Source organism: Pseudomonas lurida (assembly GCF_013522705.1).
Lineage (GTDB): Bacteria > Pseudomonadota > Gammaproteobacteria > Pseudomonadales > Pseudomonadaceae > Aquipseudomonas > Aquipseudomonas quebecensis.
On sequence record NZ_JAAMRE010000022.1, the window covers coordinates 89,257 to 107,623 of the forward strand.

The window sequence follows — 18,367 nt, forward strand, 5'->3', positions numbered from 1 at the left end:
CATTGAGTCTCAGAGCTGGCCGTCGCGGTCGCGAAAGCCCAGCAGGTACAGCACACCGTCCAACCCCAAGGTCGAAATTGCCTGCTTGGCTGACTGTTTGACCAGTGGCTTGGCCCGGAACGCCACGCCCAACCCGGCAATCGCCAGCATCGGCAAATCGTTGGCACCGTCGCCGACCGCGATGGTCTGCTCCAGACGCAACCCTTCCTTGTGGGCCAGCTCCTTGAGCAAGTCGGCCTTGCGCTGCGCATCGACAATCGGCTCGACCGCTACGCCAGTCACTTTGCCGTCGACCACTTCAAGCTCGTTGGCAAAGACGTAGTCGATGCCCAGCTTGGCCTGCAACTGCTTGGCGAAATAGGTAAAGCCGCCGGACAGGATCGCAGTCTTGTAGCCCAGGCGCTTGAGTTCGGCGAACAGGGTTTCGGCGCCCTCGGTCAGGCGCAGGGAGGCGCCGATGGAATCCAGCACGCTCACATCCAGGCCTTTGAGCAGTGCCAGACGCTCCTTGAAGCTGGCGCGGAAGTCCAACTCACCGGCCATGGCACGTTCGGTGATGGCACTGACCTGCTCACCCACGCCGGCGGCCTTGGCCAGCTCGTCGATGACTTCGGCCTCGATCAGTGTGGAGTCCATATCGAACACCGCCAGGCGACGGTTGCGTCGGAACAGCGAATCTTCCTGGAAGGCGATATCGACGTTCAGTTCCTGGGCCACACTGAGGAATTCAGCCCGCAGGGCCTGCGGATCGGCCGGTTCGCCGCGCACGGAGAACTCAATGCAGCCCTTGCCTTGGTCGGCCGGCGTGTCCAACGGCATGCGCCCCGACAGACGGTCGATATGGTCGATATTCAACCCATAGTGCGCGGTAATGGAACTGACGCGCTGCAGCTGTTCGGCGGTGACCTTGCGGGTCAACAGCGTGACTATATGGCGCTTCTTGCCTTGGCCGGCCACCCACTGCCGGTAGTCCGCTTCGGAGACCGGCGTGAAACGCACCTGCTGGTCCAGCTTATACGCGGTAAACAGAATGTCCTTGAGCACGGATGATGACTGTTCGTTGCTCGGGATTTCCACCAGGATGCCGAACGACAGGGTGTCGTGGATCACTGCCTGGCCGATGTCGAGAATGTTTACACCACCCTGGGCCAGAACACCGGTAATGGCGGCGGTAAGACCCGGGCGGTCTTCCCCAGTGATGTTAATCAGGACAATTTCGCGCAAGGCGCACCCCCAGGCTGGAAAAAAACCGCATTCTACCCACTTTCAGTGACCATCGGGCACAGCCAACGCTTTGCCGGTCATGGGCCTGTCGCTATACTGCGCGTCAACTTCACGGACCAAGAGCCGAGCTCAAGTGAACCGGCCCACGCCAGTAAAAACCGACAACTTCTTCCTGCTGATCTTCCGGGCACTGCGCCACCGCCGTGTACCGATCGCATTACGCATCGCCAGCCATAACGTGATCCTGGTCGCCCTGGCCCTGGTGATCTACGCCTGCGTGATGGGTTTGCAGTTCAAACAGGCCATGCACGAGCAAGCCGACGCCCTGGGCGAAAGCTTGACCACCCAGACCGCCACTTCGGCGACCGAGCTGCTGGTGTCCAACGACATCCTCAGTCTCAACGTGCTGCTCAATAACCTCACCAAGAATCCGCTGGTGGCTCACGCCGCCATCTACAGCGTCGACAACCGGATCATGGCCGAAGCCGGTCAGCGCCCGAAAAACGGCCTGTTGGGTGAGGCCGAAGGCCTGTACCAGAGCAATATCACCTTTCAGGATGTGAAGGCCGGCCAATTGCGCATCAGCCTGGACATGCAGCAATTCCAGCAGCCGATGACCATCAGCCTGCAAAGCATGGGCATCCTGAGCGCGATTCTGCTGGCATTGGCGCTGGCCTTGAGCCTGCGCCTGGGTCGGCACATCTCCACGCCGCTGATGCAACTGCGCATCTGGCTGCGGGACATCGACGAACACACTCCGGCCACTGACCGCCAGGACGAAATCGGCGACTTGGCGCGCCAGCTCCACGCCAGCTTCGCCCCGGAGCCGGTGGTCCGAGAAATTGAGCCGGAACCCGAGCTCGAAGACACCGATTACGACGACGAACCCGAGTTCGAAGTGCGCGACCTGCGCGACCCCGGCTTCGACGAAAAGCCGCCGGTGGCGGGCCTCAAGCCCGCAACGCGCAAGGCTCTCATCGCCGAAGAGGACGAACTGGACGACGAAGACCCGTTCGCCGACCTGCGCGATACCTCGGCCGGCACCCCGGCCGTCGTGCCGAAGGCAGCGCCGATGAAGAATGCCGAACCGCAGCACAGTGCGGTGCTGGCCGTGCAACTGGGTGCCCAGGACCAACTGCGTCGCCTGCCCCGCGCGCGCCTCACGGAATTGCTGGAACGCTACCGCGACTGCCTCGACCAGGCCGCCTCGCTGTACCAGAGCGAACTGCATACCCTGAACGATGGCAGCACGTTGATGCTGTTCCACAGCGAAGACAGCGGCGAAGACTACCTGACCAACGCCATCTGCTGCGGCGAGCTGCTGCGCGCCTTGGGCCACGCCTTGCAGATCGAGGTGGCCGACAGCGGCATCACCTTGCAACTGCAGTTGGGGCTGACCGTGGGTGACGATCTGTTCGGCATGAGTCAGATAGACCTGCTGCTCACTGAAATCGCCCAGGATGCGCTGGCCTTGTCCCAGCACAGCCGCAACCTGCTGCTGGTGGAGCGCAAGATCAGTGAAGACGCGCTGATTCGCCAGCGCGCCCGCATCCGCCCGATTGCCAGCCCCGAGGGCGCCAGCTGCGTGGAGCGCCTGATGGAACCGTATCCGTCGATGCTGGAACGTCAGTTAGCGCGTATGCACGAGACCCGCGCAAAACCCTGAAGAGCACGGCAAGAATAATGTGGAGGGGCAAGCCCCTCCCACATTGGGACTGCTAAAAACTTCAAGTAAATCGCACACAAACAAAAGGCCCGCTGAATCAGCGGGCCTTTTGTTTGTGTGGCATTCAGATCAAAACCTGAACACTTCCATATCGGTACGAATCGGTGTGGCCATGGGCATCTTGGGCTTTTCCGGAGCAACCGGCTTGGCCTGGGCCGGCGCTTGTTTGCGCGGGGCTTCGGCGGCGATCGGCGGCTGGTTGGCCAACGGCTTGAGTGCCACCGACAATTGCTGGGCCAAGTGCTGCAACAACACGCCCTGGGCCTGGACCTGGGACGCGGTGGTGCCGGTGTGCTGTTCCTGCAAGTGCACGATGCGGTTGTCGCGTACCTGGCCACGACGGTCGATCAGACGCCACTGTGCATCAAGGATGGCCGGCTGCGAGCTGCCCGAGTCCAAACGTGTGATCGTCAGCAATACCTGCACATCCGGGGTGAACCCGGTCGGTGCGGGCGCGAGGACCACCCGCTGGCTGTCCAGTTGACCTGCCACCTGGCGCAGCATCAGTTGGTTGATGTCGGACGATAAACTGCCCGCCCATCGACCATCGGTGGAACCTTGCAGGCTGCCGTCGTTCTGACGTTGCAGCAGGGTTTCACGCTGCAGGTAGTCCGCGACGATTACCGGCCCCAGCAAAACCGCCATGCCGGCGGTTTGAGCTGGTTGAGCCGGACTTCCGCTGTCCAGCTGATACAGCGACACGGGTTGATGTGTGCTGCAACCCGCCAGCCCCAAAAGGCCAGCGAGCATGAAAATAAAAGGAAGGCGTGGAGCAGTCATCATCCCATCCAGGTGGCTGCCACAAGGCGAACCACAATGTAATACTAAAAAATAACCTGTACACGCTCGGCCACGCCGGCGCTGAAGAGGCCATATCATCCGTGAATATGCGCCATGACTCCAGCGCCAAAGCGTCGATCTACGCGTTAAATCGTAGATCGAGGGCTCTAATCCGCCTTAAACGGACGTTTCCACCAACAAAGCATCCACTCGCTGGAAACCACGAGGCAATTTATTGCCGCGTCGACCACGCTCGCCCTTATAGTGCTCCAGGTCATCAGGGCGCAGCGACAGTGTGCGTTTGCCCGCCTGGAGTACCAGCGTAGCGCCTTCCGGGATCACTGCTATGTCAGTTACGTACTCTTCACGACTGGCCACCCGCTCCCCGGGAATGCCAATAATCTTGTTGCCTTTACCTTTGCCCAACTGCGGCAAATCACTGATCTTGAATACCAGCAGGCGCCCTTCGGTGGTCACCGACGCCAGCCAGTTGCTCTCGCGATCCTCCACCGGGCGCGGCAGAATCACCTTGGCGTTGTTCGGCAGGCTCAACAATGCCTTGCCCGCCTTGTTCTTGGCCTGCAGGTCTTCACCCTTGACCACGAAGCCATACCCGGCGTCGGAAGCGATCACATACAGCGCATCATCGTCCGGCAACAGTACACATTCGAAATTCGCCCCAGGCGGCGGTGTCAGGCGCCCGGTCAGTGGTTCGCCCTGCCCCCGTGCCGATGGCAACGTATGGGCCGGCACCGAGTAACTGCGCCCGGTCGAGTCAATAAACACCGCAAACTGATTGGAACGCCCGGCGGCTGCGGTCTTGAACCCATCACCGGCCTTATAGGACAAGCCGGTAGCGTCAATATCATGCCCTTTGGCGGAGCGAACCCAACCCTTTTCCGACAGAACGACGGTAATTTTCTCATTGGGCAGCAGCTCTGTTTCTGTCAGAGCCTTGGCCTCGGCGCGCTGGACAATGGGCGAACGGCGGTCATCGCCGTAGGTCTCGGCGTCTTTGATCAGCTCGCTGCGCACCAGCTTTTTCAGTTTGGCTTCGCTGCCCAGCAGGGCTTGCAGCTTGGCCTGCTCCTTGAGCAATGCATCCTGCTCATCGCGCAACTTCATCTCTTCCAGGCGCGCCAACTGGCGCAGACGGGTGTCGAGAATGTAATCGGCCTGGATCTCGCTCAGCTCGAAACGGGCGATCAGCTCGGCTTTCGGGTGCTCGGCGGTACGGATGATATGAATCACTTCATCCAGGTTGAGGTAGGCAATCAACAAACCGTCCAACAGGTGCAGGCGACGCTCGACCTTATCGAGGCGGAATTGCAGGCGGCGACGAACGGTACGCACGCGGAACTCCAGCCACTCCACCAGCAGGTTGCGCAGGTTCTTCAACTGCGGCTTGCCATCCAGGCCAATAATGTTGACGTTGACCCGGTAGCTGGACTCCAGGTCGGTGCTCGCGAACAAATGCTGCATCAGCACTTCGTGATCGACCCGGCTGTTGCTCGGGATGATCACGATACGGCACGGGTTCTCATGATCGGACTCGTCACGCAGGTCGGCGACCTGGGGCAGTTTCGACGGCTTGGCCTGCATCAATGCGGCGATCTGCTCCAGCACCTTGGCGCCGGACACCTGGTGCGGCAGCGCGGTGACGATAATGTCGCCGTCCTCGATGTGGTACACGGCGCGCATGCGCACCGAGCCTTTGCCGGTTTCGTACATCTTCAGCAAATCGGCGCGCGGCGTGATGATCTCCGCTTCGGTCGGGTAGTCCGGGCCCTGGATATGTTCGCAGAGCTGCTCCACGGTGGCCTTGGGTTCATCCAGCAGGCGCACGCACGCGGTGGCCACTTCGCGCAGGTTGTGCGGCGGCACGTCAGTGGCCATGCCCACCGCAATGCCGGTAGTGCCATTGAGCAGGATATTGGGCAAACGTGCCGGCAGCACCAGGGGTTCGTCGAGGGTGCCGTCGAAGTTCGGCCCCCAGTCCGCCGTGCCCTGCCCCAGCTCGCTGAGCAGCACTTCGGAGTAACGCGACAGGCGCGCTTCGGTGTAACGCATGGCGGCGAAGGACTTGGGATCATCCGGCGCACCCCAGTTACCCTGGCCATCCACCAGTGTGTAGCGATAGCTGAACGGCTGCGCCATCAGCACCATGGCTTCGTAGCAGGCCGAGTCGCCGTGGGGGTGGAACTTACCGAGCACGTCACCGACGGTACGCGCCGACTTCTTGTGCTTGGAATCGGCGTCCAGGCCCAACTCACTCATGGCGTAGATAATGCGCCGTTGCACGGGTTTCAGGCCGTCGCCGATATGCGGCAAGGCACGGTCCATGATCACGTACATGGAGTAGTTGAGGTAGGCATTTTCGGTGAAGTCAGCCAGCGAGCGGCGTTCTACGCCGTCTAAGCTGTCTGCGAGGATGTCACTCATGCGGGCCTCATCATGGTCGGGTAAGGCGCAGCGGAACGGCCGCGGCGCTGAATCAATTCAAAAAATGCAGGGTTCACGGCTGGGCGCTCCAGCCACCGGCCGGGGCGGCAAAACGATAGACCACCGGACGCTTCTCACCATCGGCGCGGGGGCCGAAGTTATTGTCCAGCCCGATCCAGGCGCCCTCGGCGTCGATCACCAGCGCCTCGGCCAGCCCATAGGGTTGGTCATACCGGCGTTGCGGCGCCAGCATGCCTTCGGCAAACGACCAGCACCGTTCGACCGCGGCCGTAACGGCATCGCGGCGACAGATCTGGTACTGGCTGCTTTCAAGGGTAAATAACTTGCCGTCGAACAACGCCAGGTCGGAGAAATTCCTCGATACCGCCTTGGCGTTGGGTACCTGGGCCGGCTGCATCTCTGTGCCGGCCTCACTCAGCAGTACGCAGCGCCCGTCACAGTCCCACAAGCTCTGCGGGCGCTTGATGGACACCAGCCCGCGCCGCTCACGCTCGGCCGCGAGCCAGAGCTGATTGCCCTGTGGATTCACCGCCAGGCCCTCGAACAGCGCATTGAAGTGCAGCAACATGCCACTGGCGCGGGCTTCGCGCACCATGCCGGGGGCGATCTTCAACCACTGCGGCGCACCGGCCACCGGTACTTGCAGCACCGCCGCATGAGCCTCGCTGACAATGTAGCGGTTACCCATGGCGTCACAGGTGATGCCTTCAAAATCCAGGTCCCCACCGCGAATGAACGACGCCGCCTTGGTGCGCGAGCGCAACCCCCAGGGCAGACCGGACTCGGGTACCGGCGGCACATCGATCTGTACGGTTTCGGCCTGCCAGGTCGGCGCGCTGATATCGAGGCGGTAGATCCGGTCGTCGTCGCGGTCGGACACCGTCCACAATTCATTGGCGCACACCGCAAGGCCCGACAGGTTGCCGCCGCGCATGCCTTCCACCGGGTGCTCGGACAAGAGCACCAGCTCAGCCACGGGCGCGGCGGCCACCTGGGCGCTCGCCAACCCGCTCAATATCAGGATCGCCAGGGCGAAACCTGTGCGCATCAGCCCAGTACCTCAGCCAGATTGCCCTTCGTCTCCAGCCAGGACTTGCGGTCGCCGGCACGTTTTTTCGCCAGCAGCATGTCCATCATTTCGCTGGTGGCGGCGAAATCGTCGAGGGTCAACTGCACCAGGCGCCGGGTATTGGGGTCCATGGTGGTTTCACGCAATTGCGGCGGGTTCATTTCGCCCAGGCCCTTGAATCGTGTGACCTGGGGCTTGCCACGTTTCTTCTCGGCCACCAGGCGGTCGAGGATGCCATCACGCTCGGCTTCATCCAGGGCGTAGAAAATCTCCTTGCCCAGGTCGATCCGATACAACGGCGGCATGGCGACGTAGACGTGGCCGGCATCCACCAGCGGGCGGAAGTGCTGCACAAACAGTGCACACAGCAGCGTAGCGATGTGCAGGCCGTCGGAGTCGGCGTCGGCAAGAATGCAGATCTTGCCGTAACGCAGCTGGCTCATATCGGCCGCGCCGGGATCGACGCCGATGGCCACGGCAATATTGTGCACTTCCTGGCTGGCCAGGACTTCGCTGCCATCGACTTCCCACGTGTTAAGGATCTTGCCGCGCAACGGCAGGATCGCCTGGAATTCTTTGTCCCGCGCCTGCTTGGCGGAGCCGCCGGCGGAATCGCCTTCGACCAGGAACAGTTCCGAGCGCATCGGGTCCTGCCCGGCGCAATCGGCCAGCTTGCCAGGCAGTGCCGGCCCCTGGGTAATGCGCTTGCGCTCGACTTTCTTGCTGGCCTTGAGGCGGCGACCGGCGTTGTTGATCGCCAGCTCGGCCAGGGCCAGGCCCAGTTCCGGGTGCTCGTTGAGCCACAGGCTGAAGGCGTCCTTGACCACACCGGAAACAAACGCCGCCGCTTCACGTGACGACAGGCGCTCCTTGGTCTGGCCGGAGAACTGAGGCTCCTGCATCTTCATCGACAGCACGAACGCGATGCGCTCCCACACGTCTTCCGGCGCCAGCTTCACTCCACGCGGCAACAGGCTGCGGTACTCGCAGAATTCGCGCATGGCATCCAGCAAACCCTGGCGCAGGCCATTGACGTGAGTACCGCCCTGGGCGGTGGGGATCAGGTTGACGTAGCTTTCCTGCACGCTGTCGCCGCCCTCGGGCAACCATAGCAGTGCCCAGTCGACGGCTTCCTTGTTGCCGGCCAGGCTGCCGCAGAACGGCTCGTTGGGCAGGCGTTCGAAGTCGCTGACGGAATCTTCCAGGTAGGAACGCAGGCCGTCTTCATAATGCCATTCGACCTTCTCGCCGGTACCTTTGTCTTCAAAGGTGACCAGCAGGCCTGGGCACAACACCGCCTTGGCCTTGAGCACGTGCTTGAGGCGGCTGATGGAGAATTTCGGCGAATCGAAGTATTTCGGGTCCGGCGCAAAGTAAACGCTGGTGCCGGTGTTGCGCTTGCCAACGCTGCCGATCACTTCCAGATCGGTGGCTTTGTAGCCATCGGCGAAGGTCATCTGGTACTCGTTGCCGTCGCGCTTGACCTTGACCCGCACCAGGGTAGACAAGGCGTTGACCACGGAGATACCCACGCCGTGCAAGCCACCGGAGAACTGGTAGTTCTTGTTGGAAAACTTGCCGCCGGCGTGAAGCTTGGTGAGGATCAGCTCGACGCCCGACACGCCTTCTTCGGGGTGGATGTCCACGGGCATGCCGCGACCATCGTCGGACACTTCCAGGGAATGGTCCGCGTGGAGAATGACGTGCACCGACTTGGCATGGCCAGCCAGGGCTTCGTCGACACTGTTGTCGATGACTTCCTGGGCAAGGTGGTTAGGCCGGCTGGTGTCGGTGTACATGCCGGGGCGTTTGCGCACCGGGTCGAGGCCCGAGAGGACTTCGATGGCGTCGGCGTTATAAGAGCTAGCGCTGGGAGTGGCCATGGGGTCTCATCGTGAGTCGTTCGATTAAAAAGTAACCTGCGATTGGCAAGGCGCTTACAGTGCCGAGAAATCGAAGGATTGATACTGATCTGCGCCAATGCCGGCAAAACCGAGCAACGCCGGCAGTTGCCGGGCAAACCCCTGGTAACCATGGTCGCCGCCCGCCTGGATGCGCAGGGCGCAGGCCCGGTAGTACTGCTGGGCTAGACGGTAATCCAGGGTTTCATCGCCGGTCTGCAACCACACCTGGTAACGCGTGGGGTCCTGGGGCGCGGGCACTTCCAGCTCGGCCAGCGCCGTTACATGATCGTGGGTCAGCTCCCAGGTTTCATCGGTATAGAGGTTCTTCTGGGTGCCCAGATAACCGTCGAACATTCGATGCGGGCTGACCGCCGGATTGACCAGCAGCGCCTTGAGGCCATGGCGTTCGGCAAGATGGGTTGCATAGTAGCCGCCGAGCGAGCTGCCGACCAGCAGTGGGCTGCCCAGTTCTGCGATGGCTGCCTCCAATTGAGGAATCGCCTGACGCGGGTGGTGATGCAGCGCCGGGACACGCAACCGGTCGGACAGGCCGAGGTTATCCATCACGGTTATCAACTGGCTGGCCTTGTTGGAGGCCGGCGCGCTGTTGAAACCGTGGATATACAGGATCGAAGCCGACATGCCGGGCTCTCCGTGCTTGCGCTAAAACGCGCAGTTTACAGGGATCGGGGCGGTGTGAGCACCCGATCATCCAACCACCTCCCACAGTTTCTGTTCAGTGTTTGCAGCCGTTAATAGCCGTTGCTGCCGTAATCGACGCTGAAGGCGAATCCCTTGACCCGCTCCACGCCGGTCTCCAACCGTCCGTCGGCATGCAAACGCAACCAGCGATAGCCCGGTGCCTGTTCGCTGACCTTGAAATCCTCGCTATCGGGCGCGAATTGAATACACGTGGAAGGCGACGCCAGCAGGCGCACGCCGTTGCGCTCGCGATCGATTTCCTGATGCACATGACCCCAGAGCAGCGCCTTGACCTGGGGGAAGCGGTCCAGCACGGCGAACAACGCCTCGGGATTGCGCAGGCCGATGGGGTCCATCCATTCACAGCCGATCGATACCGGATGGTGGTGGAAGCACACCAGGTGATGACGGTTCGGCGCCTCGCTCAGGGCCTGAGCGAGCAATTGCAGCTGTTGGTCCTGCAGGTAGCCGGGCACGGAACCGGGAACGGCAGAGTCAAGCAGGGTAATGCGCCAGTTGCCGACATCCACCACCGGTTCGAGCAAATCGCTGTGTGCGGCGGCGTGAACCATGATCCGCGGCTCGTCGTGGTTGCCGGGAATCCAGCGGGCGGGGGCATCGATGGCTGCGGTCAGGGCGCGAAACTGTTGATACGACTCCAGCGTACCGTCTTGGGACAAATCCCCCGTGGCCAGCACCAGGTCGATAGTCGGCTGCTGCTCGCGCACCAATTCAATCACCCGTTGCAGGCTCTGGCGGGTATTCATGCCCAGCAGCGTCGTGTCGCCCTCGGCGAACAGGTGGCTGTCGGACAGTTGTACCAGCAACGCCGAAGCGTCGGGGCTCACGGTGGATACGCTCGACAAGGCGCTCTCCCAAGGCAATCACAGGAATGGACGGTTGACGCGATTATGCTGGGCAGGCCACAAAGAGGAAACCTGGGGAAGCAGACACAGTTCACATCTATCGCACGACTTCGAACTCGTGCCCCAGGGCCAGGCAATGGCTCAACCACTCACCCAGGAACACATTGAGCTGGGCTTTTTCATCGGGCTGGTGCATGAACACGTTCGGGTAAGGATAGATGCTGCGAAAGCGCCGCGCATGTTCGGCGCTGATGACTTCGGCCATACGCGCGTCGTGGTACACCTGCACCTCCAGTTGCGGCACCGGCAACCACGGCAGGCTGTGCTCCTGGCGTATGCGCAGGGTGGTGGTGTACGGGCAGTTGACGATGACTTCCAGGGCCAGCACACCGAGCATCTGGTCACCATGGGTCACACCGATGCGCCGCGCCTCGGGGGCGTGGCGCATGTCGGGGAGCAAGCGCATCAGCCGCGCATAATTGGCCTCGCAGGCGGCTTGCAGCCCGATCAGGTCGACGCGATAACGTTCCCGTGCCTTTACTGCCATAACCCCCTCACTTGCGCGCGGTTAAGCGCTAGCCATTGCAGGGCGATAATGCTGGCTGCGTTGGAAATTTTGCCGTCGCGCACCGCTTGCAGGGCGTCTTCGAAGGCCCAGGTGGTGACGCGGATGTCTTCTGCTTCTTCTTCCAGGCCGTGAACGCCGCCTGCGCCCGTGCTGTCGCAACGACCCAGGTACAAGTGTACGAATTCGGTGCTGCCGCCGGGCGACGGGAAATACTTGGTGATCGGCCACAGCGCGGAGAAGGTCAGCCCAGCTTCCTCCTCGGCTTCGCGGTGCGCAACCTCCTCAGGTTGCTCATCCTTGTCGATCAGGCCGGCGACCATTTCGATCAACCAGGGGTTGTCGGTACGGCCCATGGCGCCCACGCGAAACTGCTCGATCAACACCACTTCATCACGCTGCGGGTCGTAGGGCAGCACGCACACGGCGTCGTGACGGACGAAGACTTCGCGGTTGATCACCCGGCTCATGCCGCCGTCGAATTTCTCGTGGCGCAATTGCACGCGATCAAGCTTGTAGAAGCCTTTGTAGGCATTGTCGCGCTGCACGATTTCAATCGCTCTCGGCTTCGATTTTGCTGTGTCCGTCATATCCCTTCCTCGTTATGCCTGGGCAATTCGCGCCATCCTAACGCGCTCAAGCCCGTCGGCGCAGCCCCTTTCCGGTTGCCGGGATAGACGGCGAGCGTCAAACTCACTCTAATGAGCTTAGTGGCGAACTGACTGCCTTGCCGGGAGTCGAAGCTGCACAAATCTGGCTCTTATCGTTAGACGAAGGACATCCATGTCGCTTTTAAAGATTGCCTCCGTGGCCTGCATCGCATTGACCCTCGGTGCCTGCCAAAGCCTGTTTCAACCGAGCTATCGCACCCCGCTGGAAGCCACCCGCGACGCCACCGAGCAGAGCAGGCCGGGCTGCGCCAGCGCCGACTGCCCGCTGGTGAACATCGACACCGTGCACTTTGCCAAGGAGCCCAAGCTGGACGCCTTGATCGAGCAGCGCCTGCTGGAGATGACCCGCACCGCCCCGAACGAGCCGCTGCCCTCGAGCCTGGAAACCTATCGCGAGCAGTTTCTGAAGACCGCCGCGCCACGCAACAGCATGTACTTGCAGGCCAAGGTACGCGAGCAGCATGACGGCTTGGTGATTATCGAGTTGTCCAGCTACCTGGATCAGGGCGCCACCCATGGCGAGCCCGGCCGCGCATTCATCAACTATTCGCGTCAACAGCAAAAGGCCCTGTCGCTGGCCGACATGCTGCTGCCGGGCAAGGAAGACGCCTTCTGGAAAGCCGCCCAGGTCGCCCACAACAGCTGGCTGATCAGCACACGCTTGAGCCTGGAACAGGAGTTCGTGAAAACCTACCCCTTCCAGAAAACCCCGAACGTGGCGCTGACCTACGGCGGCGTGATTCTCAAGTACCCCACCTCTACCATCGCGCCGTACGCCCTGGGCCACGTCGAGTTGCAGATCCCCTACTCGCGCCTGGATGGCATCCTCAAGCCTGAGCTGGTGCCTGCGCGCCGCTGAAAACGCGTGCGAAGATAAACTGCAGCACCCCTGCCAGCATCAGCGCCGGCAGGGTCGCGCCGACATCCGGGTAGAGGCTGGCCAGCAGGTGATAAGTGGCGATCCCGCCTACCCAGGCCAGCAGCGCCGGCCAGCGCACGTTGCCGGGTACGCCCTGGCCACGACGGCGCAGGATAAAGTGATCCACCAGCACCACGCCGAACAGCGGCGCGAACACCGAACCGATCAACAGCAGGAAGTTCTGGTACTGCGCCAGCGGTGCCAGGCAGGCGATCAGGGTACAGATCACGCCAATAGCCAATGCCAGGTGCTCGACTTTCATGCGCAGCAATATCCCGCTGGACACCGCCGCCGAGTGAATATCGGCGAAGGCGTTCTCCGACTCGTCCAACAGGATCAGCAACAGCGGAATTCCCAAGCCGGCGCCGGCCAATGCCAGCAGCAGTGCATTTACCTCACCACTCGGCGCAAACGCCAGGGTATAGGCCACGCCCAGGCTCATCAGCCAGAAATTACCGATAAAAAAGCCCAGTGCGGTGCCGCCGAATACGCTTTGGGCGCGTTTGCCGAAGCGCGAGTAATCGGCGATCAGCGGCAGCCAGGACAACGGCATGGCGATGGCGATATCGAACCCCACCGCAAAGGGCATCGACCCGTCGCCGGCCTGGGCCCAGAGTGCGCCGAGATCGGCCTTGGCGAACAGGTTCCAGGTCAGCCACAGGCAGGCCGCCAACAGCAACCAGATGCCCCACTTGCGCAGGATCTGCCGCACGAACGTCAGTGGCCCGCTGACCGCCAGCAAGGTGGCCAAACCACCGAAAAACAGCGTCCACAACCAGGGGCTGGCCATCAAGCTGCCCGCGCTGAACGCCCGCGCGCCCAACAGGCTAGCGGCATCACGCATCACGATGATTTCGAACGCCCCCCAGCCGACCAACTGCAGCAGGTTGAGCAGCGCCGGAAGGCCGGCACCCTTGGCACCGAGGCTGAGCTTGAGGGCGGCCATGGCGGACAGGCCGGTGTCGCTGCCGATTACGCCGACGGCAGCCAGCAACATCACGCCAACCAGGGTGCCGAGGAAAATCGCCAGCAGTGCACCGCACAAGCCCAGGCCGGGCGCGAGCAATGCGCCGGTCTGCAGGACCATCAGGCCGATGCCGAGAGAGAACCACAGGGAAAACAGGTCGCGGGCGCCAAATACTCTTTTGTCAGCAGGCACTGCGAGGTCGGGAGAATAGGTACTCGGTTGAATGCTCAAGGTGGGTATCTCTTGGGGACTTTTTTGTTTGGGAGATTGCAATCGGGGGCAAGCCCCCTCCCACATTCAGGTGAGGGAGGGAACTCGCCCCCGATGACGGCGGTACAGACACCGCCGTCTGCGGTCAGACCTTCTTGTACAACTGACTGCCTTCCTGCTTGAACCGCTCCGCCTGCTCCGCCAACCCTTTCGCCACATCCACATCCACCGCGTCGATGCGCTGGTTGGCCGCGTACTCACGCACCTCGTGGGTCACTTTCATCGAGCAGAATTTCGGCCCGCACATGGAGCAGAAGTGGGCAACCTTGGCCGACTCCTTAGGCAGCGTCTCGTCGTGGAAGGCGCGGGCGGTGTCCGGGTCCAGGCCGAGGTTGAACTGGTCCTCCCAGCGGAACTCGAAGCGCGCCTTGCTCAAGGCGTTGTCACGGATCTGCGCGCCCGGATGCCCCTTGGCCAGGTCGGCCGCGTGTGCGGCAATCTTGTAGGTAATGATGCCGGTCTTCACGTCATCCTTGTTCGGCAGGCCCAGGTGTTCCTTGGGCGTGACATAGCAGAGCATGGCGCAGCCGAACCAGCCGATCATCGCCGCACCGATGCCGGAGGTAATGTGGTCATAGCCCGGTGCAATGTCGGTGGTCAGCGGGCCAAGGGTATAGAACGGCGCCTCGTCGCAGCATTCGAGCTGCTTGTCCATGTTCTCCTTGATCAACTGCATAGGCACATGGCCGGGCCCTTCGATCATGGTTTGCACGTCGTGCTTCCAGGCGATCTTGGTCAGCTCGCCCAAGGTCTCCAACTCGCCGAACTGGGCCGCGTCGTTGGCGTCGGCCACCGAGCCGGGGCGCAGGCCATCGCCGAGGGAGAAACTCACGTCGTACGCCTTCATGATTTCGCAGATTTCTTCGAAATGGGTGTAGGCGAAGTTCTCCTTGTGATGGGCCAGGCACCACTTGGCCATGATCGCGCCTCCACGACTGACGATCCCGGTCACGCGATTGGCGGTCAGCGGCACATAGCGCAGTAACACGCCGGCGTGGATGGTGAAGTAGTCGACGCCCTGCTCGGCCTGTTCGATCAGGGTGTCGCGGAACAGCTCCCAGGTCAGGTCCTCGGCGACACCATCGACTTTCTCCAGGGCCTGGTAGATGGGTACGGTACCGATCGGCACCGGCGAGTTGCGGATGATCCATTCACGGGTTTCGTGAATGTGCTTGCCGGTGGACAGGTCCATGATGTTGTCCGAGCCCCAGCGAATGCCCCAGGTCATCTTCGCCACTTCTTCTTCGATGGACGACCCCAGGGCGCTGTTGCCGATATTGCCGTTGATTTTCACCAGGAAATTGCGGCCGATAATCATCGGCTCAAGCTCGGTGTGGTTGATGTTGGCGGGGATGATCGCGCGACCGCGGGCAACTTCTTCGCGTACGAACTCCGGGGTAATGATCTTTGGAATACTCGCGCCGAAACTGTGCCCGGCGTGCTGCTGCTTGAGCAGGCCGGTGGCACGGGCTTCCTCCAGCTTCATGTTCTCGCGGATGGCGACGTATTCCATCTCCGGCGTGATGATGCCCTTGCGCGCATAGTGCATCTGCGAGACGTTCGCCCCGGCCTTGGCGCGGCGCGGGTTCTGCAGGTGCGCAAAGCGCAGGTGAGCAAGATCGGGATTATCCAGCCGCTCCTGGCCATAGCGGGAACTCAGGCAGGCCAGGCGCTCGGTGTCGCCGCGCGCTTCGATCCAAGGTGAGCGCACATCGGCCAGGCCCTTGCGCACATCAATGATGACGTTGGGGTCGGTGTAGGGACCGGACGTGTCGTAGACCACCACGGGCGCGTTGATTTCACCACCAAACTCGGTAGGCGTGACATCCAGGCTGATTTCACGCATCGGCACACGGATATCGGGGCGAGAGCCCTGCACATAAATCTTCTGTGAGCGGGTAAACGGCTGCACGGAGCCGGAATCGACCTTGGCCGAATCACTCAAGTGCACGGTATTTTTTGCTTTTTGGCTTTTTAATTCAGTGCTCATCACGGGCTCTCCAACTCTCCAGGCGGTGGATGTTTGTCGGAGCGAACCTGTGACGGATGGACGCACTGGAACCAGTGCTGTGCTTGGCGCACGAGGGCTGCTTGATAAACGAACAGCATCCCGGACGAAGCACAAGAGGACTCGCCGGGTGACGAGAAATCTTGTTCCCTACGCAGGCGCTAACCTGATCAGGTTCAACGGGATCCGGTATTTACCGATCTCAGCCTTCCAACAAGGCACCCCGACAAGAACGTCGCCAGTCTAGACCAGGGTGTGGGCAAATTGCCAATGGCGCTGCATTCAGCGTGATGAATGGCGTGAATGCAGGATTGTTGCGCCGGGTCAGCACCACTACACTCGGCTACTGCCTGAGGCTTGACGCTCTGAACCAGTCGCCGTAGCCTTGGCCATCGAATTATCACCATAATATTTATTCAGGGATCGCCTCATGCTGCGCAAACTCTCACTGGCCTTTGCCGTGTCTTGTGCGACCAACGGAATGGTCTGGGCAGCTGAAGCGCCCTTGTCCGCCAGAACCGACCTGGTCAGCGTTTATCAGGAAGCGGTGGATAACAACGCCGACCTGGCTGCCGCCCGCGCCCAGTACGGCGCGCAGAAAGAGGTGGTGCCACAGGCCCGCGCCGGCTTGCTGCCGAACCTCTCGGGCGGTGCAGATATCAACAATGTGCGCACCCAGATCGACACCCCGGCCGCCACCGCCAACCGCGATGCCCACTCCTGGCGCGCCACCCTCAGCCAGCCGCTGTTCCGCGCCGATCGCTGGTTCCAGCTGCAGGCTGCCGAAGCCACCAATGAACAGGCGGCCCTGCAACTGTCGGCCACCGAACAGAACATGATCCTGCAGAGCGCCGAGAACTATTTCGCCGTGCTGCGCGCCCAGGACAACCTGGCCTCGACCAAGGCCGAAGAGAACGCCTTCAAGCGCCAACTGGACCAGTCCAACGAACGCTTCGACGTGGGCCTGTCGGACAAGACCGACGTGCTGCAATCCCAGGCCAGCTACGACACCGCGCGGGCCAACCGAATCCTCGCGCAGCGCCAGGTGGAGGACGCATTTGAAGCGCTGATCACCCTGACCAACCGTCAGTACAACTCGATCCAGGGCATTGTCCACACGCTACCGGTGTTGCCGCCGCTGCCGAACGACGCCAAAGCCTGGGTCGAAACCGCCGGGCGCCAGAACCTCAACCTGCTGGCCAGCAACTATGCCGTCACCGCCGCCGAAGAAGTCCTCAAGCAGCGCAAGGCCGGCCACGCGCCGACCCTGGACGCGGTGGCGCAATATGAAAAAGGCGATAACGACGCCCTCGGTTTCAGCAACCCGAATGCCTTCGGCACGCCCTATCGCGGTGATGTGGAACAGCGCACCATCGGCCTGCGCCTGAATATCCCGATCTATAGCGGCGGCCTGACCAGCTCGCAGGTGCGCGAATCCTATTCGCGCCTGGGCCAGACCGAACAGCAACGCGAGGGCCTGCGCCGCCAGGTGGTGGAAAACACCCGCAACCTGCACCGTGCGGTAAACACCGATGTTGAGCAGGTACAGGCACGCCGCCAGTCGATCATCTCTAACCAGAGCGCGGTGGAAGCTACGGAAATCGGCTATCAGGTGGGCACCCGCAACATCGTCGACGTGCTCGACGCCCAGCGCCAGCTCTATGCTTCGGTGCGTAACTACAACAACAGCCGCTACGACTACATTCTCGACAACCTGCGCTTGAAGCAGGCCGCGGGCACGCTGAACCCAGGGGATCTACAGGACCTGGCGCGCTACCTCAAGGCTGACTACAACCCGGACCGCGACTTCCTGCCACCCGACCTGGCCAAAGCCGCCGCCGAGCAGCTCAAGGCCCGCCCGAATAATTAATCACGCTGCTAAATCATGTGTGAGGGGCTTGATCATGTGGGAGGGGGCTTGCCCCTATGCCGGTCAGTTAAGGAGGAACACTGTAACTGTGGTAATGGAATGGACGCCCCCTTCCTAACGGCATCTATGTGCCAAAGTTAAAGTGTTATCCACACTTAGCGGAAGGGAGCGTCCTCATGCAGATTACGACTGTTTCGGTTGACTTGGCAAAAGCCGTGTTTCAACTTCACGCGATCGATCAACAAGGAAAAACAGCGCTAAGGAAGCAGCTCAAACGTGAGCAGGTTGTCCCTTTTTTTGCCAACCTGGAGCCCTGCCTAGTGGGCATGGAGGCATGTGGCGGAGCCCACTATTGGGCAAGAA

14 protein-coding genes, 1 pseudogene and 1 riboswitch are annotated in these 18,367 nt (G+C 61.6%); of the genes and pseudogenes, 4 read left to right on the forward strand and 11 right to left on the reverse strand.

The features are described from left to right. Nucleotides 1-9 precede the first annotated feature (9 nt). Nucleotides 10-1,224: a phosphoserine phosphatase SerB gene (gene serB / locus G7025_RS18045; protein WP_181080479.1), complete on the reverse strand. Its 1,215-nt coding sequence runs from the start codon at nucleotides 1,222-1,224 to the stop codon at nucleotides 10-12. Between the two features lie 133 nt (nucleotides 1,225-1,357). Here serB and G7025_RS18050 point away from each other — a divergent pair, with 133 nt between their 5' ends. Then, nucleotides 1,358-2,890 carry an AhpA/YtjB family protein gene (locus tag G7025_RS18050; RefSeq protein WP_181080480.1) on the forward strand — a complete coding sequence of 511 codons (1,533 nt, stop codon included), beginning with the start codon at nucleotides 1,358-1,360 and terminating at the stop codon, nucleotides 2,888-2,890. Nucleotides 2,891-3,019: 129 nt separating this feature from the next. Here G7025_RS18050 and G7025_RS18055 read toward each other — a convergent pair whose 3' ends face one another. From G7025_RS18055 to G7025_RS18090, 8 genes are all read right to left on the reverse strand, one after another. Further along, a complete protein-coding gene (locus G7025_RS18055; protein ID WP_181080481.1) occupies nucleotides 3,020-3,730 on the reverse strand; it encodes a PqiC family protein in 711 nt (236 codons plus the stop codon). 177 nt (nucleotides 3,731-3,907) lie between these two features. Continuing rightward, the gene (parC, locus tag G7025_RS18060) at nucleotides 3,908-6,172 is read right to left on the reverse strand and encodes a DNA topoisomerase IV subunit A (RefSeq protein WP_181080482.1); all 2,265 of its coding nucleotides are present in this window, start codon (nucleotides 6,170-6,172) and stop codon (nucleotides 3,908-3,910) included. A gap of 73 nt (nucleotides 6,173-6,245) precedes the next feature. Continuing rightward, nucleotides 6,246-7,241, reverse strand: a complete 996-nt coding sequence (locus G7025_RS18065) for an esterase-like activity of phytase family protein (protein ID WP_181080483.1) — start codon at nucleotides 7,239-7,241, stop codon at nucleotides 6,246-6,248. After that, on the reverse strand, nucleotides 7,241-9,145 hold the full coding sequence (parE, locus tag G7025_RS18070) for a DNA topoisomerase IV subunit B (protein ID WP_181080484.1): 1,905 nt from the start codon (nucleotides 9,143-9,145) through the stop codon (nucleotides 7,241-7,243). The genes G7025_RS18065 and parE overlap by 1 nt, the downstream gene beginning before the upstream one ends. Before the next feature lie 54 nt (nucleotides 9,146-9,199). Next, on the reverse strand, nucleotides 9,200-9,808 hold the full coding sequence (locus tag G7025_RS18075; RefSeq protein ID WP_181080485.1) for a YqiA/YcfP family alpha/beta fold hydrolase: 609 nt from the start codon (nucleotides 9,806-9,808) through the stop codon (nucleotides 9,200-9,202). A 110-nt stretch (nucleotides 9,809-9,918) separates the two neighbouring features. Beyond that, complete coding sequence (gene cpdA / locus G7025_RS18080; RefSeq protein WP_181080486.1) at nucleotides 9,919-10,734, reverse strand: 3',5'-cyclic-AMP phosphodiesterase; 816 nt, start codon at nucleotides 10,732-10,734, stop codon at nucleotides 9,919-9,921. Nucleotides 10,735-10,831: 97 nt separating this feature from the next. Further along, nucleotides 10,832-11,281, reverse strand: coding sequence for a DUF1249 domain-containing protein (locus G7025_RS18085; RefSeq protein WP_181080487.1), 450 nt, complete (start codon nucleotides 11,279-11,281; stop codon nucleotides 10,832-10,834). Continuing rightward, nucleotides 11,272-11,889 carry an NUDIX domain-containing protein gene (locus G7025_RS18090; protein WP_181080488.1) on the reverse strand — a complete coding sequence of 206 codons (618 nt, stop codon included), beginning with the start codon at nucleotides 11,887-11,889 and terminating at the stop codon, nucleotides 11,272-11,274. Before G7025_RS18090 ends, G7025_RS18085 begins: the two co-directional genes overlap by 10 nt. A gap of 193 nt (nucleotides 11,890-12,082) precedes the next feature. Here G7025_RS18090 and G7025_RS18095 point away from each other — a divergent pair, with 193 nt between their 5' ends. Then, complete coding sequence (locus G7025_RS18095) at nucleotides 12,083-12,829, forward strand: RsiV family protein (protein WP_181080489.1); 747 nt, start codon at nucleotides 12,083-12,085, stop codon at nucleotides 12,827-12,829. On the opposite strand, the gene cytX is transcribed toward G7025_RS18095, so the two are convergent. After that, on the reverse strand, nucleotides 12,798-14,087 hold the full coding sequence (gene cytX, locus G7025_RS18100; RefSeq protein WP_181080490.1) for a putative hydroxymethylpyrimidine transporter CytX: 1,290 nt from the start codon (nucleotides 14,085-14,087) through the stop codon (nucleotides 12,798-12,800). The two genes, G7025_RS18095 and cytX, sit on opposite strands and share 32 nt — an antisense overlap. Nucleotides 14,088-14,211: 124 nt before the next feature. After that, nucleotides 14,212-16,116, reverse strand: a complete 1,905-nt coding sequence (gene thiC, locus G7025_RS18105; protein WP_181080491.1) for a phosphomethylpyrimidine synthase ThiC — start codon at nucleotides 16,114-16,116, stop codon at nucleotides 14,212-14,214. A 148-nt stretch (nucleotides 16,117-16,264) separates the two neighbouring features. Next, nucleotides 16,265-16,370: riboswitch (TPP riboswitch) on the reverse strand. A 194-nt stretch (nucleotides 16,371-16,564) separates the two neighbouring features. Here thiC and G7025_RS18110 point away from each other — a divergent pair. Then, entirely contained in the window at nucleotides 16,565-18,004 is a 1,440-nt protein-coding gene (locus G7025_RS18110; protein WP_181080492.1) for a TolC family outer membrane protein, read from the forward strand. Nucleotides 18,005-18,180: 176 nt separating this feature from the next. Then, nucleotides 18,181-18,367: pseudogene (locus tag G7025_RS26645) on the forward strand (IS110 family transposase); the annotation flags it as partial.

Coding starts and splice junctions, on each gene's coding strand:
- G7025_RS18055 (WP_181080481.1), bottom strand. CDS start 3,730: ATGACTGCTCCACGCCTTCCTTTTATTTTCATGCTCGCTGGCCTTTTG.
- parC (WP_181080482.1), bottom strand. CDS start 6,172: ATGAGTGACATCCTCGCAGACAGCTTAGACGGCGTAGAACGCCGCTCG.
- G7025_RS18065 (WP_181080483.1), bottom strand. CDS start 7,241: ATGCGCACAGGTTTCGCCCTGGCGATCCTGATATTGAGCGGGTTGGCG.
- parE (WP_181080484.1), bottom strand. CDS start 9,145: ATGGCCACTCCCAGCGCTAGCTCTTATAACGCCGACGCCATCGAAGTC.
- G7025_RS18075 (WP_181080485.1), bottom strand. CDS start 9,808: ATGTCGGCTTCGATCCTGTATATCCACGGTTTCAACAGCGCGCCGGCC.
- G7025_RS18085 (WP_181080487.1), bottom strand. CDS start 11,281: ATGGCAGTAAAGGCACGGGAACGTTATCGCGTCGACCTGATCGGGCTG.
- G7025_RS18090 (WP_181080488.1), bottom strand. CDS start 11,889: ATGACGGACACAGCAAAATCGAAGCCGAGAGCGATTGAAATCGTGCAG.
- G7025_RS18095 (WP_181080489.1), top strand. CDS start 12,083: ATGTCGCTTTTAAAGATTGCCTCCGTGGCCTGCATCGCATTGACCCTC.
- thiC (WP_181080491.1), bottom strand. CDS start 16,116: ATGAGCACTGAATTAAAAAGCCAAAAAGCAAAAAATACCGTGCACTTG.
- G7025_RS18110 (WP_181080492.1), top strand. CDS start 16,565: ATGCTGCGCAAACTCTCACTGGCCTTTGCCGTGTCTTGTGCGACCAAC.